Raw genomic sequence first — 15,773 nt, forward strand, 5'->3', positions numbered from 1 at the left:
GATTTCACCTGAATTGGATTAACCCAACACTCGAGGAACGAAGATGGATCTGTCAAATATGTCGGTTGGCGATTTGCGCAATCTGCAGGAGCAAATCAAGCAGGAAATGAAGCAGCGTGAGCACCAGGAAGTGCAGCAGGCGCGCGAGCAGATCCTGGCCATCGCGCAAAAAGTGGGCGTTCCGCTGAAAGACCTGATCAATACTCCGGCGCGTGGTACGAAAACCGGTACGGTCGCCGTGCGTTATCGTCACCCGGACAATTCGTCGCAACAATGGACCGGCCGCGGCCGCCAGCCAAAATGGGTCAAGGAATGGGTTGAAGGCGGCAAATCGTTAGATAAGCTTCGCGTTTAACTTCTTGAATTCCTGATCTCGCCTCGTCCGGCGTTCGCCGGGCAGCAGCGCACGCGCCGGCCATGGGTTTCCCCAATGGCCGCGCTAGCCGCTACAATACTCCCTGTTTTGTCATCCCACTAATATGTGGCGCCCGCAGCTGTCCTGCGCAGCTAGCCTGTTCCTGCAGGCGTGCAGCTGGTCGGCGCCTGACTCTTCAAGGTAGAACATGGTTGCTCTCTCAAAAACGATCTTCAAGGCTTATGACATCCGTGGCGTGATCGACAGCACGCTCGATGCGGGCGTGGCGCGCAGCATTGGCCAGGCATTTGGCCGGGCAGCGCTGGCCAAGGGAGAGCGCAAGGTCGTGATCGGCCGTGACGGCCGTCTTTCGGGCCCGGAGCTGACCGCCGCCCTGGCCGAGGGCCTGCAATCGGCCGGCGTCGACGTCATCGACCTCGGCATGGTCGCCACCCCAATGGTGTATTTCGCCACGAATGTGCTGGACGGCACGCACTCGGGCATCATGGTCACGGGCAGCCACAACCCGCCCGACTACAACGGCTTCAAGATGGTGCTGGCCGGCGAAGCGATCCATGGCGTTGCCATTACCGGACTGTATGAGGACATCCTGGCGAACGACGGCAGCGATGCGGCCGCACCTGATTCGTACTCCACGCACGACATCCGCGCCGCCTACCTCGAGCGCATCATCGGCGACGTCAAGGTGGCGCGCCCGATCAAGATCGCGGTCGACTGCGGCAACGGCGTGGCCGGCGCCTTCGCGGGCGACCTGTACCGCGGCATGGGCTGCGAAGTCGTCGAGTTGTTCTGCGAAGTGGACGGCCACTTCCCGAACCACCACCCGGACCCGGCGCACCCGGAAAACCTGCAGGACCTGATCCGCGCGCTGCAGACCACCGACGCCGAGCTCGGCCTGGCCTTCGATGGCGACGGCGACCGCCTCGGCATCGTCACCAAGGATGGCCACATCATTTATCCGGACCGCCAGATGATGCTGTTCGCGGCCGATGTGTTGTCGCGTAACCCGGGCGCCGAGATCCTGTACGACGTGAAATGCACGCGCCACCTGGCGCCGTACATCGAACAGCACGGCGGACGCCCGCTGATGTACAAGACCGGCCACTCGCTGGTGAAAGCCAAGCTGCGCGAAACCGGCGCCCCGCTGGGTGGCGAAATGAGCGGCCACGTCTTCTTCAAGGACCGCTGGTACGGCTTCGACGACGGCCTGTATGCGGGCGCGCGCATGCTCGAACTGATGACCCGCTTCGATGACCCATCGGCCGTCCTGAACGCGCTGCCGATGGCGATCAGCACCCCCGAACTGCACCTGCACCTGCAGGAAGGCGAGAACGTGGCCCTGATCGACAAGCTGCGCACGGACGCCACCTTCCCGACCTCGGAAAAGATCAACGACATTGACGGCCTGCGCGTCGAGTACCCGGACGGCTTTGGCCTCGCGCGCTCGTCGAACACGACGCCGGTGGTGGTGCTGCGTTTCGAAGGCGAGACGCCGGAAGCGCTGGCGCGCATCCAGGACGAGTTCCGCAGCGTGATCCTGGCCGCCAGGGCAGACGCCAAGCTGCCGTTCTGAAGCGATTCGGGAGAGAGATTCAGGTGAAGATCCTGCTGGTGCGGGTGTCGTCGCTGGGCGACGTGCTGCATAACCTGCCGATGGTGGCCGACATCCTGCGCCACCATCCGAACGCGACGATCGACTGGGTGGTGGAGGAAGGCTATGTCAGCCTCGTGCGCCTGAACCCGCACGTGCGGAAAATCATCCCGTTCGCCCTGCGTCGCTGGCGCAAGGGGCTCGGCAAGCCGGAAAACCGCGCCGAGATCAAGGGTTTCTGGCGCACCCTGCGCGAGGAAGAATACGACCTCGTATTCGACACCCAGGGCCTGCTGAAAACCGGGATCATCATGGGCGCCGCCCGCGTTTGCCGTGGCGGGCGCAAGGTGGGCCTGGCCAACGGCAGCGAAGGCTCGGGCTATGAGGGCGCGTCGCGCTTCTTCCATACCGAGAGCATCCCGCTCGACCCGCGCACCCACGCGGTAGCGCGCGGGCGCATGGTGGCGGGCGCCGCACTCGGTTACGCGGTCGATACGCCGCCTGACTTCGGGCTGCCCCCACCAGAGGCCGCCAACCGGCCCGACTGGCTGCCGCGCGAGGACTATGCCGTCTTCTTCCACGGCACCGCGCGCGACGCCAAGAAGTGGTCGGCGGATAACTGGGTCGCCACCGCGCAGGCGCTCGCACCCATGCCGGTGCTGCTGCCCTGGGGTTCGGAAGGGGAGAGATTGGAAGCCGAAGCGCTCGCCGCCCGCATGCCCAATGCCACAGTGCTGCCGAAGCTGTCGATGATGGATGCGGTCACGCTGGCGCAGCAGGCCGCGCTCGCGGTCGGCGTCGACACGGGCCTGACGCACATCGCCGCCGCCTTCTATCGCCCGACGGTGGAGATCTACGCCGATTCGCCGAAGTGGAAGACCGAGGGCAACTGGTCGCCGCGCATCGTCAATCTCGGCGACAAGGGCGCGCCGCCGCAGGCAAGCGAGGTGATCGCCGCCGCGCGCCGCCTGCTGGGCCCTCAGTTGGACGATCAATGAACCGCACGCTGTACTCGATCCTGTGGTGGCTGGCGCTGCCGCTGGTGCTGGTGCGCCTCTGGTGGCGCGGCCGCAAGGAGCCCGGCTACCGCATGCAATGGGGCGAGCGCCTTGGCTTTTATGGAACACGGCCCGCTCCGCGGACGACCTTCATGGTGCATGCCGTGTCCGTCGGCGAAACGCGCGCGGCAGAGCCCCTGGTCGAAGCACTGCTGGCGGCCTGGCCCGACAGCCGTGTTTTGCTCACCCACATGACGCCGACCGGCCGCGCCACCGGGCGCGCGCTGTTCGCGCACCACGGAGAACGTGTAGTGCAGTCTTTCCTGCCCTACGACACCGGCTTCATGGTGCGGCGCTTCCTGCGCCATTTCGCGCCACGCATCTGCATCCTGATGGAGACCGAAGTCTGGCCGAACCTGGTCCAGGGCTGCGCCACGCAAGGGGTGCCGGTGGCCCTGGTGAACGCCCGCCTGTCCGAGCGCTCGCTGCGCCGCGGCCAGCGTTTCGGTCGCATGATGTCGGAGGCGGCCCGCGCGATCACGGTCGTGGCGGCGCAGACCGAGGCTGACGCGGCGCGCATCCGCTCGCTGGGCGCCCTGAAGGTGCTGGTTACCGGCAGCATCAAGTTCGACGTGGTGCCGCCGCCGGCGGCGCTGGAACTCGGCGCCTGGCTGCGCGCGCGCCTGGACACCCCTGCGGGCCCGCGTCCGGTGTTGCTGTGCGCCAGCACGCGCGAAGGCGAGGAGGCGCTGATCCTCGACGCCTGGACGCGCCTGGACCCGGCCCAGCGCCCACGAGACATGCTGCTGGTGCTGGTGCCGCGCCATCCGCAGCGCTTCGACGAGGTCGAGCAGATGGTGCGCGCGCGCGGCCTGTCGCTGGCACGGCGTTCGCGCATGGCGGATGACGCGGCCGAAGCGGACGCAAAGGCGGACGCCAGGGCGGAAGTCCTCCTCGGCGACTCGATGGGCGAAATGTTCGCCTACTACGCGGCCTGCGATTGCGCTTTCATCGGCGGCAGCCTGCTGCCCCTGGGCGGGCAGAACCTGATCGAGGCCTGCGCCCTCGGAAAGCCGGTGCTGGTCGGTCCCCACACCTTCAATTTCCTGGATGCGACCGAGGAAGCCGTGGCCGCGGGCGGCGCCGTGCGCGTGCCGGATGCCGACGCCTTGCTGGCGCAGGCGGTGGCACTGCTGCACAACGCCGCCGAACGCGCGGCAATGGGCGCGCGGGCAGCCGCATTTGCGCAGCGCCATCGCGGGGCGACCCTGCGCACTGTTGAACTCCTGCAACAAGAAATTCATTAGGTTTTGATACCATTGCTTTTTGAGCACGGTAGAAGAAGGGGGCGCGTATGTCGTCGTTAAATAACCCGGGACCGGCCAGCAGCGGAAAACCCATGGCCATGATGGTGCACCAGGGCACGGACGGTGCAGGCGACGGTTTTTACGGTGCTGCCGTTGACGGTACTGCCGATGGTACCAGCCCGGTGCCGCTGGCGGCCGCCCAGGCCAGCCTCCCTTTGGGCGACCTGCATTTCTTCGTGCGTTATACCCTGCCGGAGTACATCGCCTTCATGTGGCAGCACGGCGGTTACCTGATCCGGCGCCGCCATATCCGCCAGCCGGCCAGCCTTTATCTGCGCCTGAAAAGCACCCTGAGCGCGGCCCTGCATTTCGTGATGCTCGGGCGCGGGCGCCGCACCTACGAATTCACCATCGACAAACACGGCATCGTCCGCACCAGCGGTGGCGTGACCCTCATCGGCTGGGCCGATGTCACCGCCGTGCGCACTTATTCTCGCGGTTTCATGATGGTGCTCAAACGCGGCACCTTGCCGATCCCGTTCCGCTGCCTGAACGACACGCAGCAGGGCGCAATGCGCATGCTGGCGCAGGCGCGGCGGGATAATGTGTTGAGGTAGGGTGGGCGGGTCTCCCGCTCACGCGTTCAAACCGCGCGAGCGCAGACGCTCATTTCGCAACGCTCAATTTATCAATCCGTAAACAACACCGGCATCTCGTGCGACCGCCGCCGCAGCTCGAGGCGCGCGCCGTCGTAATCCGCGAACACCGTACCGACCACCGCCCAGAAACGCGGGCTGTGGTTCATCTCGCGCAGGTGCGCCAGTTCGTGCACGACGACGTAGTCGATCAGCGCCGGCGCGTAGTGGATCAGGCGCCAGTTCAGGCGGATGTTCCCGGCCACCGTGCACGAACCCCAGCGCGTGCCCGCCGACGACAGCGTCAGTGAACGGTACTGCACATCCAGCCGCGGCGCGAACAAATCCAGCCGCTCGACGAACAGGCGCTTGGCTTCGGCCTGGAACCAGAGCTTGACGCGCTCCTTGAGCTGCCACTCCGACAGCCCGGGCGTCACCCCCACCTGCAGCTCGCGCGTCTCGGGGTCGAACGCGCAGTGGCTGCGCGGCGCCTGCTGCAAGCGCAAGGTGATCTCGCCGCCCATGTAGGGCAGGCGCGCGCCGTCTTCCCAGCATAGAGGGGCGCGCTCGGCGCGCCTGGCGCGGCGCTCGCCGCGTTCCTGCAGCTTGGTCAGGATCCAGCGCTGCTTGGCGCGGATCGCATTGTCGATGTCGGGGAGATTCGCGCGGCGCGGCGCCGTCACGTGCAGGCCGTCGTCGTCGATCATGAAGCCGATCGAGCGCCGCGACGAGCGTTTCAGTTCATAGTCGACCGCGTAGTGGCCCAGCACGATGCGGCGCAGCGGTGGATCGTCCGCGGTACGCGGCGGGGAGGGCAGGGTAATGCGGGGCGGGCTGGGGGGCGCCTTGAACAGCGGTTGCGGCGGTGGCGGCAGCGGCCGCGCGGGCTGCGCCATCAGGGGCGCACCCAGGACCCGTTCGAACGGGTCGGGCGCGCTTGCATCTTGTTTGAACAGGTCGAGCTGCGGATCGAGCCGCGGCCCGTCGGACTTGGGGAAATTCATGGCGTGCTGAGGTGGAGGTGCTTTGATCAGCGCGCCAACTTCGTTCAGCCACCGGTGTAGACGTGGGGCGAAATGACGCGCATTTCTGATTCTATCCAATTTTCGACCTCTTGCATCAGACTCTCGGGAGTGTGGTGTTGCGGCGATATCGGTTTACCAATCGAGACGGTCACGAGACCGGGACGCTTGATGAACGAATTCTTGGGCCAGCATTCGCCTGAATTATGCGCGATCGGCACGACCACGGCTTGGGTTTCGACAGCCAGGCGCGCACCGCCGCTTTTGTATTTGCCTTTTTGCCCCACCGGGATGCGCGTCCCCTCCGGGAACATGATGATCCACTGGCCATCGGCGAGGCGCCGCTTGCCGTGCCTGACGACGTGCGCGAACGCGTTCTTGCCTTCCTTGCGGTCGATCGGGATCATGCGCAGCAGCGCCATGCCCCAGCCGAAGAACGGGATGTAGAGGATTTCCTTCTTGAAGACATAGACCAGCGGGCGCGTCAGGCTCGGCAGCAGGAAGATGGTTTCCCAGGCCGACTGGTGCTTCGCCAGGACGATGGCCGGTGCGTCGGGCAGGTTGTCATAGCCCTTGAACTGGTAGCGGATGCCGCAAATGACCTTGGCGGCCCAGATGATGAAGACGTTCCAGCGCGAGGTCACCCAGAAGCGCTTGTTGTACGGCAGCGGTGCGGCGAGGAAGCAGACGCAGGCCCAGACCACGGTGGCCACCAGCATCACGATGGCAAACAGGAGGGAACGCAGGAACGGGACGACGTTACGCAAAAAAGGCTCTCTTTCGACTTCAGTTGGGCTGGGGCTGGGCTTGCGGCCGGGGCGCCGCTTTCAGCAGCGCGGTGACCATCGCGGCCAGGTCGGGAAAGACCTGGGTGCCGGGCGGCAGGCCCCCGGTTTCGTGGGTTTTTTCGCCCTTGCCGGTCAGGACCAGGTAGGGCAGGCAGCCTTTGACAAAGCCGGCCTGCAGGTCGCGCAGCGAGTCGCCGACCGTCGGCACGCCCTTCAGGCTGACCTTGAAGCGCTTGCTGATCTCCTCGAACATGCCGGCCTTGGGCTTCCTGCAGTCGCAGTTGTCGCTCGCCGCATGCGGGCAAAAGAAGACGGCGTCGATGTCGGCGCCGACTTGCTGGGCCAGGCCGTGCATCTTCTGGTGGATCGCGTTCAGGGTCGGCATGTCGAACAGTTCGCGCGCGATGCCCGACTGGTTCGAGGCGATGATGACGCGGTAGCCGGCCTGGTTCAGGCGCGCGATCGCCTCGAGCGAACCGGGAATCGGAATCCACTCCGCCGGGCTCTTGATGAAGTCCGGCGAGTCATGGTTGATGACCCCGTCGCGGTCGAGGATGATCAGCTTCATGATGCGCTTACGCCGCCAGCTTCGAGATGTCGGCGACGCGGTTCATCATGCCGTGCAGGGATGACAGCAGGGCCAGGCGGTTGTTGCGCAGCGCCTCGTCCTCGGCCATCACCATCACGTCGTTGAAGAAGGCGTCGACTTCGTCGCGCATCAGGGCCAGCGTTTTCAGGGCGCCGGTGAAGTCGCCTTCAGCGAATGCGCCGGTGACGTCGGACTCGAGCAGCTTCATCTTCGCGGCAAGGCTGGCCTCGGCCGGTTCGACCAGCAGTTCGGCCTTGATCGAGGCATCCTGCGGCATGGCGGCCTCGTTCTTCTTCAGGATGTTGGTGATGCGCTTGTTGGCCGCGGCCAGCGATGCGGACTCCGGCAGGGCGGCAAAGGCTTGCACCGCTTCCAGGCGCTGGACCACGTCGTCGACGCGGTCCGGATTCTGGGCCAGTACCGCTTCGACTTCGTTCGGCGTGAAGCCGCGCTCGCGCAGCGTGCCGCGCAGGCGATCCAGCATGAAGGCAGCGACTTCCTCGCGCGGGTCCTTGAATGCTGCCTGGCCTTCGAAGACGGCGGCAGCATCGGCCAGCAGATCCGAGATGCCGAGTGGCAGGCGCTTCTCGACCAGCATGCGCATCACGCCCAGGGCGTGGCGGCGCAGCGCGAACGGGTCCTTTTCGCCGGTCGGCTGCAGGCCGATCGCCCAGATGCCTACCAGGGTTTCCAGCTTGTCGGCCAGGGCGACCACGAGGCCGGTATTTGTCGACGGCAGCTTGTCGCCGGCAAAGCGCGGCTGGTAGTGCTCGGAAGCGGCCAGGGCGACTTCGTCCTGCTCGCCATCATGGCGCGCGTAATACGTGCCCATGATGCCTTGCAGCTCCGGGAACTCGCCGACCATATCGGTCAGCAGGTCGGCTTTGGCCAGGCGCGCGCCGCGTTCGGCCAGCGCCACGTCATAGTCCAGGCGGCGCGCGATCGCGCCGGCGAGACGGGTGACGCGCTCGGTGCGCTCGGCCTGGGTGCCCAGCTTGTTGTGGTAGACGACGTTGGCGAGCTGCGGCAGGCGCGATTCCAGGGTTTTCTTCTTGTCCTGCTCGAAGAAGAACTTGGCGTCCGACAGGCGCGGACGGACCACGCGCTCGTTGCCGCCGACGATGTGCTGGGGATCGTCGGTCGCGATGTTCGAGACGATCAGGAAGCGCGAACGCAGCTTGCCCTGTTCATCGGTCAGCGCGAAGTATTTCTGGTTCGTTTGCATGGTGAGGATTAGGCATTCCTGCGGCACGGCCAAGAATTCTTCCTCGAAATGGCATGCATACACCACCGGCCACTCGACCAGGGCCGCTACTTCGTCCAGCAGCGATTCCGGCATCAGGACCTGGTCGGCGCCCGCTTTCTTCAGCAGCTGGGTGCGGATGCTTTCCTTGCGCGCTTCGGCACCGGCAATGACCTTGCCCTCGTTCTCGAGGATGGATGCGTAATGATCGGCGTGGGTGATGGCGATGCTGCCGCCATGCGACAGGAAGCGGTGGCCCATAGTCAGGCGTCCGGCGTCCAGGCCCAGCAGGGTCAGCGGCAAAACCTGTTCGCCGAACAGGGCGACCAGCAGGTGCACCGGGCGCACGAAGCCGACGGTGGCGCCGTCCGGGCGCTGGTAGCTCATGACCTTCGGGATCGGCAGCTTGGCCACCGTATCGGCCAGCACGTCCTGCAAGCCACCCGCGAGCGCGCTGCCGGGGGCGGTATACGTGTAGAAGAAGCTCTCGGCCTTGCCGTCCTGGGCGCGTTCGAGGTCGGCGATCTTCAGGTCGGGGAAGCCCAGCGCGGCCAGCTTCTTGGCGAGCGGCGCGCTCGGGTTGCCTTCCTTGTCCAGGGCGACCGTCACCGGCAGCACCTTTTCGCGGATCGATTTATCGGGCGAGGTGGCACGCACCTTCGTGATCGAGACCGCCAGGCGGCGCGGCGTGGCGTACGGGGTGACGACGCTGTCGGCTTCCAGGAAGTCGCGCGCCTTCAGGCCGTTGGCGATGCCGGCGGCGAAGGCCGCTCCCAGCTTGACGAGCGCCTTTGGCGGGAGTTCTTCGGTCTGCAGTTCGACGAGTAATGTTTGATTCATGGTCTTGTTCTTGTCCGTACGGGGGCTCAGGCGGCGGCTTTGGCAGGAGCGCCGAGCATCGGGAAGCCGAGCTTTTCGCGCGAGTCGTAATACGCTTGGGCCACCAGGCGCGACAGCGTGCGCACGCGGCCAATGTAGGCGGCGCGTTCGGTCACCGAAATGGCGCCACGGGCATCTAACATGTTGAAGCTGTGCGAGGCCTTCATGATCTGCTCGTAGGCCGGCAGGGTCAGTTCCAGCTCGATCAGGCGCTTGGCTTCCGATTCGTGGTTCGCAAAGGCGGCGAACAGCAGTTCGGTGTTAGCGTGCTCGAAGTTATAGGTCGACTGCTCGACTTCGTTCTGGTGGAAGACGTCGCCGTAGGACAGCTTCTTCTTCTCGCCATTCTCTTCCCACTCGGTCCAGACCAAGTCATAGACGTTTTCCACGCCCTGCAGGTACATCGCCAGGCGCTCGATGCCGTAGGTGATTTCGCCCAGCACCGGCTTGCAATCGAGGCCGCCGACCTGCTGGAAATAGGTGAACTGCGTCACTTCCATGCCGTTCAGCCAGACTTCCCAGCCGAGGCCCCAGGCACCCAGGGTCGGGCTTTCCCAGTCATCCTCGACGAAGCGCACGTCATTCTGCTTCAGGTCCAGTCCCAGGGCTTCGAGCGAGCCGAGGTAGAGGTCGAGGATGTTTTCCGGGGCCGGTTTCAGCACCACCTGGTACTGGTAGTAATGCTGCAGGCGGTTCGGGTTCTCGCCGTAGCGGCCATCCTTCGGGCGGCGCGAAGGCTGCACATACGCGGCGCGCCAAGGCTCCGGTCCGATCGCGCGCAGGAAGGTGCCGGTGTGGAAGGTGCCGGCGCCGACTTCCATGTCATAGGGCTGGAGCAGGGCGCAACCTTGCTTGTCCCAGTAGGACTGCAAGGTCAGGATGATTTGTTGGAATGTGAGCATTGTCGATCAGGCGCGCGCATGGGGCGCGAACATTGTAGGTTTGCAGGTTTGCTAATAAAGGCCAATTCTAGCGGGTTTTAACCAGCCTCTGGGACTGGAATCGACTCATCTATACGCCATTGCCCTTTTTCTTGCGGTAATTGCGCCCAAAGAACCACGCCGCCGCCAACGCCAGCCCGCCCAGCACCAGGAAAGCAAGATTGCCGAAACGGATATACGGCGTCATGCCGCTGGTGCCGCGCACGGTCGCGCTGAGCACGCCCTCGGTATAGAAGGGCAGCGCATGCGTGATCCGCCCGCGATGGTCGATGATGGCGGTGGCGCCGTCGTTGGTCGAGCGCAGCATCGGCCGGCCGGTCTCCAGGGTGCGCATGCGCGAGATCTGCAGGTGTTGCGGGATCGCCGTCGACTGGCCATACCAGGACAGGTTCGACATGTTCAGCAGCAGCGTTGCCGGGCGCGGTGCATTGCGCAGCTGCCAGGCGATCTCTTCGCCAAACACGTCTTCGTAGCAGATGTTCGGCAACACCAGCTGGTCCTTCACCGCGAACGGCGCCTGCAACCCCTGGCCGCGGGTGGCGTCGTTCAGCGGGATGCTCATCAGGTCGGTCACCCAGCGGAAACCCGGCGGGATGAATTCGCCGAAGGGCACCAGGTGCGCCTTGTCATAGCGATACTGCTGTGGCTGGGGCGAGAAGGCGACCACGCTGTTGGCATACTGGGTCGGGCTGTCGAGCAGGGGCATGCCGACGGCAAGCGTGCTGCCGCTTTTTGATGCGAACGCCTGCAGGCTGGACAGGTAGCCCCCAGGCAGGTTGTGCGGGAAGGAGGGAATCGCCGTTTCCGGGGTCGCGATCAGGTCGGCGGGTGCCGCCGTGATCATGCCCTGGTAACGATCGAGGATGCTCGAGAGGAAGGCGTAGTCGAACTTGCGGTCTTGCGGAATATTGCCCTGCAACAGGCGGACGGTGATCGGAGAGCCCGTCTCCTGGGTCCACTCAATGCTGCGCAGGCCAAAGCCCGTCGCCAGCAGCGCCGCCAGTAGGCCGATCGCGGGCCAGCGCGCGCGCTGGGTGAGCATGACGATGCAACCCGCACCCACGGCAACCAGCATGCCGATGCCGTAGACGCCGATCAGCGGCGCATAGCCGGCCAGCGGCGCGGTGTCGTGGGCATAGCCGGACACGGACCAGGGGAAGCCGGTAAACACCCAGCCGCGCATCCATTCCGACACGCCCCAGGTGACCGGCAGCACCAGCAGCACGAAGCTGGCGACCGGCAGCGACCAGCGCTGGCGCAGCCAGCTCGCGACGCCGGTAGCGAAGGCGCCGAACAGGCCCATGTACAGCCCGAGCAGCACGATGCCGATCGCGCCGAGGATGGCCGGCACGTGTGCAAAACGGGTCATCATGATGTACAGCCAGAACATGGCGCCGACCGACCAGCCGAAGCCGAAGGCCCAGCCGAGCAGGGTGGCGCGCTTGACCGAGCTGCCCAGGCCCACCTGGTAGAACAGCCAGGCCAGCAGCAGGAACTGCAGCGGCCACCAGCCGAAGGGCTCGAACGAGAAGAGGGAAGCGCCGCCGGCCAGGGCGGCGGTGACCAGTAGGGCAGGCGAGGGCCGCGTGCCACGGTTTGCAACAGCCGCGGCGGCAGCCTTTGCCGGATCAACCGGCGTCGTGGCGGAAGAAGTACGACGACGCAGCATCAGTCGTCGTCGCGGTCGTGCAGTGATGACGGCAGCTTTTCGACCAGCAACACATGGATCTGGCGAGCGTCGGCGCGCAGCACTTCGAAGCGCAGGTTACGCAGAGTAAATTCCTCGCCCTTGTGCGGCATGCGGCCGAGGTGGCCGGCCACGAAGCCGCCGATAGTGTCGGCTTCGTCTTCGGGCAGGTCGACGCCGATTTCTTCGTTGAACTGGTCGATCTCGGTCAGCGCCTTGACGCGCCAGCGCGGGCCGCGCTGGCCTTCCTTGACCGACAGGACATTGTCTTCTTCCTCGTCGAAGTCGTATTCGTCTTCGATGTCGCCGACGATCTGCTCGAGCACGTCTTCGATGGTGATCAGGCCGGCCACGCCGCTGTACTCGTCGACGACGATGGCCATGTGGTTGTGGTTGGCGCGGAAATCGCGCAGCAACACATTCAGGCGTTTCGACTCGGGAATGAAGATCGCCGGGCGCAGCATGGCGCGCACGTCGAATGATTCCTCCGCGTAATAGCGCAGCAAATCCTTGGCCAGCAGGATGCCGACCACCTTGTCGCGCTCGCCCTCGATGGCGGGGAAGCGCGAGTGCGCCGTCTGCAGCACGATCGGCAGCCATTCCTCGATCGGGTCGGTGATGTCGATCACGTCCATTTGCGAACGCGGCACCATGATGTCGCGCGCAGACAGGTCGGACACCTGGAACACCCCCTCGATCATCGACAGGGCGTCGGCGTCGATCAGGTTGCGCTCGTGTGCTTCGTGCAGCACTTCAAGCAGCTCGGTGCGATTTTCTGGCTCAGGGGAGATGAGAGCGGTCAACCTTTCGAAGAGGGACCGGTGGGGCTTGGCGTCCTGGCGGACGTCAGTGGGATACTCGGGCATAGTTGGCGTGAAGCCGTTGTTACGGTAGGCATAGGATACACCAAAAGCGCCGGGGCTGATTTGCGGGTAGATTCGGATTGGGCGTGCGCAGGGGGGCGCCGGCAGAGCTGGGGCGCTTGCCTTATCATTCGTTAATTGGCCCAAAAGCAAAGGAAGTTCATGCCCGCCCTCACCATCAACGGCAATACCACCAACCTCGACGTACCCGGCGACATGCCCCTCCTGTGGGTGCTGCGCGATGTCGCCGGCCTCACCGGCACCAAGTTCGGCTGCGGCCAGGCCCTGTGCGGCGCCTGCACCGTGCACCTCGACGGCCAGCCTGTGCGCTCCTGCGTGACGCCAGTCTCGGCGGCAGCCGGCAAGAAAATTGTCACCATCGAAGCGATCAGCCAGGACCCGGTCGGCGCCCGGGTGCAGGACGCCTGGCGCCAGATTGACGTGGTGCAGTGCGGCTATTGCCAGTCGGGACAGATCATGTCCGCCACCGCCTTGCTGCACACCACGCCCAAGCCGAGCGACGCCGACATCGACAACGCCATGTCCGGCAACATTTGCCGCTGCGGCACCTATGGCCGTATCCGCCAGGCGATCAAGATCGCCGCGAGTAAGGCGTAAATATATGAGCGACATCAAGAACGTATCGCCCTCGCGCCGCCGTTTCATGCAACTCGGCGCCACTTCCGGCGGCGCCCTGCTGTTCGGTTTTTCTCTGTTCGGCTGCAACAAGGAAGGCGACCGCAAGGATGCGCCGCCGGAAAAGGCCGTTGGCCAGGCCTCAACCCACCATTCCGATACGCCGGCCGGGCTGGCGCGCGATGCTTTCATCCGGATCGACCGCGCGGGGGTAGTTACCCTCGTCATCCACAAGGTCGAGATGGGGCAGGGCACCTTCACCTCGATGCCGATGCTGCTGGCCGAGGAGCTGGGCGCCGACCTGTCGAAAGTGAAACTCGAGCAGGCGCCGGCGAATAACGAACTGTATGCCGACCCCTTGCTGGGCGGGCAGGTGACCGGCGGCTCGACCTCGGTGCGCGGCGCCTGGAAGCCGCTGCGCGAAGCCGGCGCCATGGTGCGCAGCGTGCTGGTGGCAGCCGCCGCAGAGCAATGGAACGTCGACGCCGACGAGCTGCAGGTGGTGGCAGGCACCGTACGCCATGGCGAGTCCGGCCGGTCGGCGCATTTCGGCCAATTGGTCGATGCGGCCTCGAAAATGGACTTGCCGAAGAACGTCAAGCTGAAAAACCCGAAACAGTTCGTGCTGATTGGCAAATCCGTGAAGCGCCTGGATTCGGCGGCAAAGGTGAACGGCGAAGCCCAGTTCGGCATCGACGCACGCCTGCCGAACATGGGCATCGCGGCCGTGGCCGCTTCGCCCGTCACGGGCGGCAAGCTGGTTGGCGTGGACGAGGCCAAAGCGATGGCCGTGAAGGGCGTGCGCCAGGTGCTGCGGCTGGAAGGGGCGGTGGCCGTCGTGGCCGACCATTTCTGGGCCGCGAAGCAGGGCCTGGCCGCTGCCGCGCCGCGCTGGGACGACGGTGCCAACGGCAAAGTATCGCTGGCCGGCATCGTGGGCGACATGATGAAGGTGTCCGAGGGAAGCGGCGCGCTGGCGAAAAATGCCGGCGACGCCTTGAAAGCCCTGGAAGCGGAGGGCGGGCGCAAGGTCGAGGCCATCTATGAAATGCCCTTCCTGGCCCACGCGACCATGGAGCCGATCAATTGCACGGTCGACTTGCGGGCCGACGGCTGCGACCTCTGGGTCGGCACCCAGGTGCCGGCATTGGCGCAGGGCGCCGCCGCCAAGGTGGCCGGGATTCCTGTCGAGAAGGTGAAGGTCCACAATTACTATATCGGCGGCGGCTTCGGGCGCCGGCTCGAAGTTGACTACGTGATCCAGGCGGTGGCCTTTGCCAAACTGGCCAAGGGCCCGATCAAGTTCGTCTGGACACGCGAAGAAGATATCCAGCACGACATGTTCCGGCCGTATTACGTGGACCGCCTGGCGGCGCGGCTGGACGATAAAGGCAGGCCGGCCGCCTGGTTCCACCGCACCACCGGTTCCTCGATCATGTCGCGCTTCGCGCCGCCGGCGGTGAAAAATGGCGTCGATCCGGACGCGGTCGAGGGTGCGGCCGACCTGCAGTACACGCTGCCGAACATGCGCGTGGAATACGTGCGCCACGAACCGCCGGGCGTGCCGACGGCATTCTGGCGGGGCGTCGGACCGACCCATAATGTGTTTGTGGTGGAAAGCTTCATCGACGAACTGGCGCAGGCGGCCAAGCAGGATCCGGTCGTGTTCCGGCGCGCCCTGCTGGACAAATCGCCGCGCACCCTGGCGGTGCTGAACCTGGCGGCGCAAAAGGCGGGCTGGGGCAAGCCGCTGGCGCCGGTCGCGGGGCGCAAGGTCGGGCGCGGTGTGTCGGCCCAGTTTGCCTTCGGCAGTTATATGGCGCAGGTGGCGGAAGTGTCGGTCGGGCCGGATGGCGACGTGCGCCTGCACCGCGTCGTGTGCGCGGTCGATTGCGGCCAGCCGGTCAATCCGGACACGATCGCCGCCCAGATCGAAGGCGGCATTATCTTCGGCGCCACGGCGGCCTTGTGGAACGAAATCACGATCAACCGGGGGCGGGTTCAGCAGACCAACTTCGGTGACTATCGCATGATGCGCATCAATGAAGCGCCGGTCGTCGAGGTCCATATCGTCAACAGCACGGACGAGCCCGGCGGGATCGGCGAGCCTGGCACCTCGGGTATCGCGCCGGCGCTGACGAATGCCGTGTTCGCAGCGACGGGGAAGCGGATTCGGAAGCTGCCGATCGGGGATCAGCTGGGGAGAGGGTAAGGCCGA

At 65.3% G+C, this 15,773-nt stretch carries 14 protein-coding genes; 7 read left to right on the forward strand and 7 right to left on the reverse strand.

What is annotated here, in order from left to right; all coding sequences use genetic code 11:
• Nucleotides 1–43 precede the first annotated feature (43 nt).
• From ACFPN5_RS15670 to ACFPN5_RS15690, 5 genes are all read left to right on the forward strand, one after another.
• Nucleotides 44–355, forward strand: coding sequence for an H-NS histone family protein (locus tag ACFPN5_RS15670; protein WP_379784690.1), 312 nt, complete (start codon nt 44–46; stop codon nt 353–355).
• A gap of 208 nt (nt 356–563) precedes the next feature.
• A complete protein-coding gene (locus ACFPN5_RS15675; RefSeq protein WP_379784691.1) occupies nt 564–1,949 on the forward strand; it encodes a phosphomannomutase/phosphoglucomutase in 1,386 nt (461 codons plus the stop codon).
• A gap of 23 nt (nt 1,950–1,972) precedes the next feature.
• Nucleotides 1,973–2,965, forward strand: coding sequence for a lipopolysaccharide heptosyltransferase I (waaC, locus tag ACFPN5_RS15680; RefSeq protein WP_379784692.1), 993 nt, complete (start codon nt 1,973–1,975; stop codon nt 2,963–2,965).
• The gene (waaA, locus tag ACFPN5_RS15685; RefSeq protein ID WP_379784693.1) at nt 2,962–4,272 is read left to right on the forward strand and encodes a lipid IV(A) 3-deoxy-D-manno-octulosonic acid transferase; all 1,311 of its coding nucleotides are present in this window, start codon (nt 2,962–2,964) and stop codon (nt 4,270–4,272) included. The genes waaC and waaA overlap by 4 nt, the downstream gene beginning before the upstream one ends.
• A gap of 92 nt (nt 4,273–4,364) precedes the next feature.
• The gene (locus ACFPN5_RS15690) at nt 4,365–4,889 is read left to right on the forward strand and encodes a YcxB family protein (protein ID WP_379784694.1); all 525 of its coding nucleotides are present in this window, start codon (nt 4,365–4,367) and stop codon (nt 4,887–4,889) included.
• Between the two features lie 71 nt (nt 4,890–4,960).
• Here ACFPN5_RS15690 and ACFPN5_RS15695 read toward each other — a convergent pair whose 3' ends face one another.
• The 7 genes from ACFPN5_RS15695 to ACFPN5_RS15725 all read right to left on the reverse strand — a co-directional run bounded on the left by ACFPN5_RS15695 (nt 4,961) and on the right by ACFPN5_RS15725 (nt 12,922).
• Nucleotides 4,961–5,911, reverse strand: coding sequence for a M48 family metallopeptidase (locus ACFPN5_RS15695; RefSeq protein WP_379784695.1), 951 nt, complete (start codon nt 5,909–5,911; stop codon nt 4,961–4,963).
• A gap of 44 nt (nt 5,912–5,955) precedes the next feature.
• Nucleotides 5,956–6,696 carry a lysophospholipid acyltransferase family protein gene (locus tag ACFPN5_RS15700; RefSeq protein ID WP_379784696.1) on the reverse strand — a complete coding sequence of 247 codons (741 nt, stop codon included), beginning with the start codon at nt 6,694–6,696 and terminating at the stop codon, nt 5,956–5,958.
• Between the two features lie 19 nt (nt 6,697–6,715).
• Entirely contained in the window at nt 6,716–7,285 is a 570-nt protein-coding gene (gene gmhB / locus ACFPN5_RS15705; protein WP_379784697.1) for a D-glycero-beta-D-manno-heptose 1,7-bisphosphate 7-phosphatase, read from the reverse strand.
• A 7-nt stretch (nt 7,286–7,292) separates the two neighbouring features.
• Nucleotides 7,293–9,389 (reverse strand): glycine--tRNA ligase subunit beta, encoded by a 2,097-nt coding sequence (gene glyS, locus ACFPN5_RS15710; protein WP_379784698.1) that lies wholly within the window; start codon nt 9,387–9,389, stop codon nt 7,293–7,295.
• A gap of 26 nt (nt 9,390–9,415) precedes the next feature.
• Nucleotides 9,416–10,330 (reverse strand): glycine--tRNA ligase subunit alpha, encoded by a 915-nt coding sequence (gene glyQ / locus ACFPN5_RS15715; protein ID WP_379784699.1) that lies wholly within the window; start codon nt 10,328–10,330, stop codon nt 9,416–9,418.
• 109 nt (nt 10,331–10,439) lie between these two features.
• Nucleotides 10,440–12,038, reverse strand: coding sequence for an apolipoprotein N-acyltransferase (gene lnt, locus ACFPN5_RS15720; protein WP_379784700.1), 1,599 nt, complete (start codon nt 12,036–12,038; stop codon nt 10,440–10,442).
• On the reverse strand, nt 12,038–12,922 hold the full coding sequence (locus ACFPN5_RS15725; protein WP_379784701.1) for an HlyC/CorC family transporter: 885 nt from the start codon (nt 12,920–12,922) through the stop codon (nt 12,038–12,040). The genes lnt and ACFPN5_RS15725 overlap by 1 nt, the downstream gene beginning before the upstream one ends.
• Nucleotides 12,923–13,081: 159 nt before the next feature.
• Here ACFPN5_RS15725 and ACFPN5_RS15730 point away from each other — a divergent pair, with 159 nt between their 5' ends.
• Both ACFPN5_RS15730 and ACFPN5_RS15735 read left to right on the forward strand, forming a co-directional pair.
• Nucleotides 13,082–13,537: a (2Fe-2S)-binding protein gene (locus ACFPN5_RS15730; RefSeq protein WP_379784702.1), complete on the forward strand. Its 456-nt coding sequence runs from the start codon at nt 13,082–13,084 to the stop codon at nt 13,535–13,537.
• A gap of 4 nt (nt 13,538–13,541) precedes the next feature.
• The gene (locus tag ACFPN5_RS15735) at nt 13,542–15,767 is read left to right on the forward strand and encodes a xanthine dehydrogenase family protein molybdopterin-binding subunit (RefSeq protein WP_379784703.1); all 2,226 of its coding nucleotides are present in this window, start codon (nt 13,542–13,544) and stop codon (nt 15,765–15,767) included.
• Nucleotides 15,768–15,773 lie beyond the last annotated feature (6 nt).

It is taken from the genome of Massilia niabensis, from assembly GCF_042655085.1.
Classification (GTDB): domain Bacteria; phylum Pseudomonadota; class Gammaproteobacteria; order Burkholderiales; family Burkholderiaceae_D; genus Telluria; species Telluria niabensis.

Excerpts from the sequence above, each read along its gene's own strand:
- glyQ (WP_379784699.1), bottom strand. The coding sequence starts at position 10,330 with ATGCTCACATTCCAACAAATCATCCTGACCTTGCAGTCCTACTGGGAC.
- ACFPN5_RS15735 (WP_379784703.1), top strand. The coding sequence starts at position 13,542 with ATGAGCGACATCAAGAACGTATCGCCCTCGCGCCGCCGTTTCATGCAA.
- gmhB (WP_379784697.1), bottom strand. The coding sequence starts at position 7,285 with ATGAAGCTGATCATCCTCGACCGCGACGGGGTCATCAACCATGACTCG.
- lnt (WP_379784700.1), bottom strand. The coding sequence starts at position 12,038 with ATGCTGCGTCGTCGTACTTCTTCCGCCACGACGCCGGTTGATCCGGCA.
- ACFPN5_RS15670 (WP_379784690.1), top strand. The coding sequence starts at position 44 with ATGGATCTGTCAAATATGTCGGTTGGCGATTTGCGCAATCTGCAGGAG.
- ACFPN5_RS15730 (WP_379784702.1), top strand. The coding sequence starts at position 13,082 with ATGCCCGCCCTCACCATCAACGGCAATACCACCAACCTCGACGTACCC.
- waaA (WP_379784693.1), top strand. The coding sequence starts at position 2,962 with ATGAACCGCACGCTGTACTCGATCCTGTGGTGGCTGGCGCTGCCGCTG.
- ACFPN5_RS15690 (WP_379784694.1), top strand. The coding sequence starts at position 4,365 with ATGGCCATGATGGTGCACCAGGGCACGGACGGTGCAGGCGACGGTTTT.
- ACFPN5_RS15675 (WP_379784691.1), top strand. The coding sequence starts at position 564 with ATGGTTGCTCTCTCAAAAACGATCTTCAAGGCTTATGACATCCGTGGC.
- glyS (WP_379784698.1), bottom strand. The coding sequence starts at position 9,389 with ATGAATCAAACATTACTCGTCGAACTGCAGACCGAAGAACTCCCGCCA.
- ACFPN5_RS15725 (WP_379784701.1), bottom strand. The coding sequence starts at position 12,922 with ATGCCCGAGTATCCCACTGACGTCCGCCAGGACGCCAAGCCCCACCGG.
- ACFPN5_RS15695 (WP_379784695.1), bottom strand. The coding sequence starts at position 5,911 with ATGAATTTCCCCAAGTCCGACGGGCCGCGGCTCGATCCGCAGCTCGAC.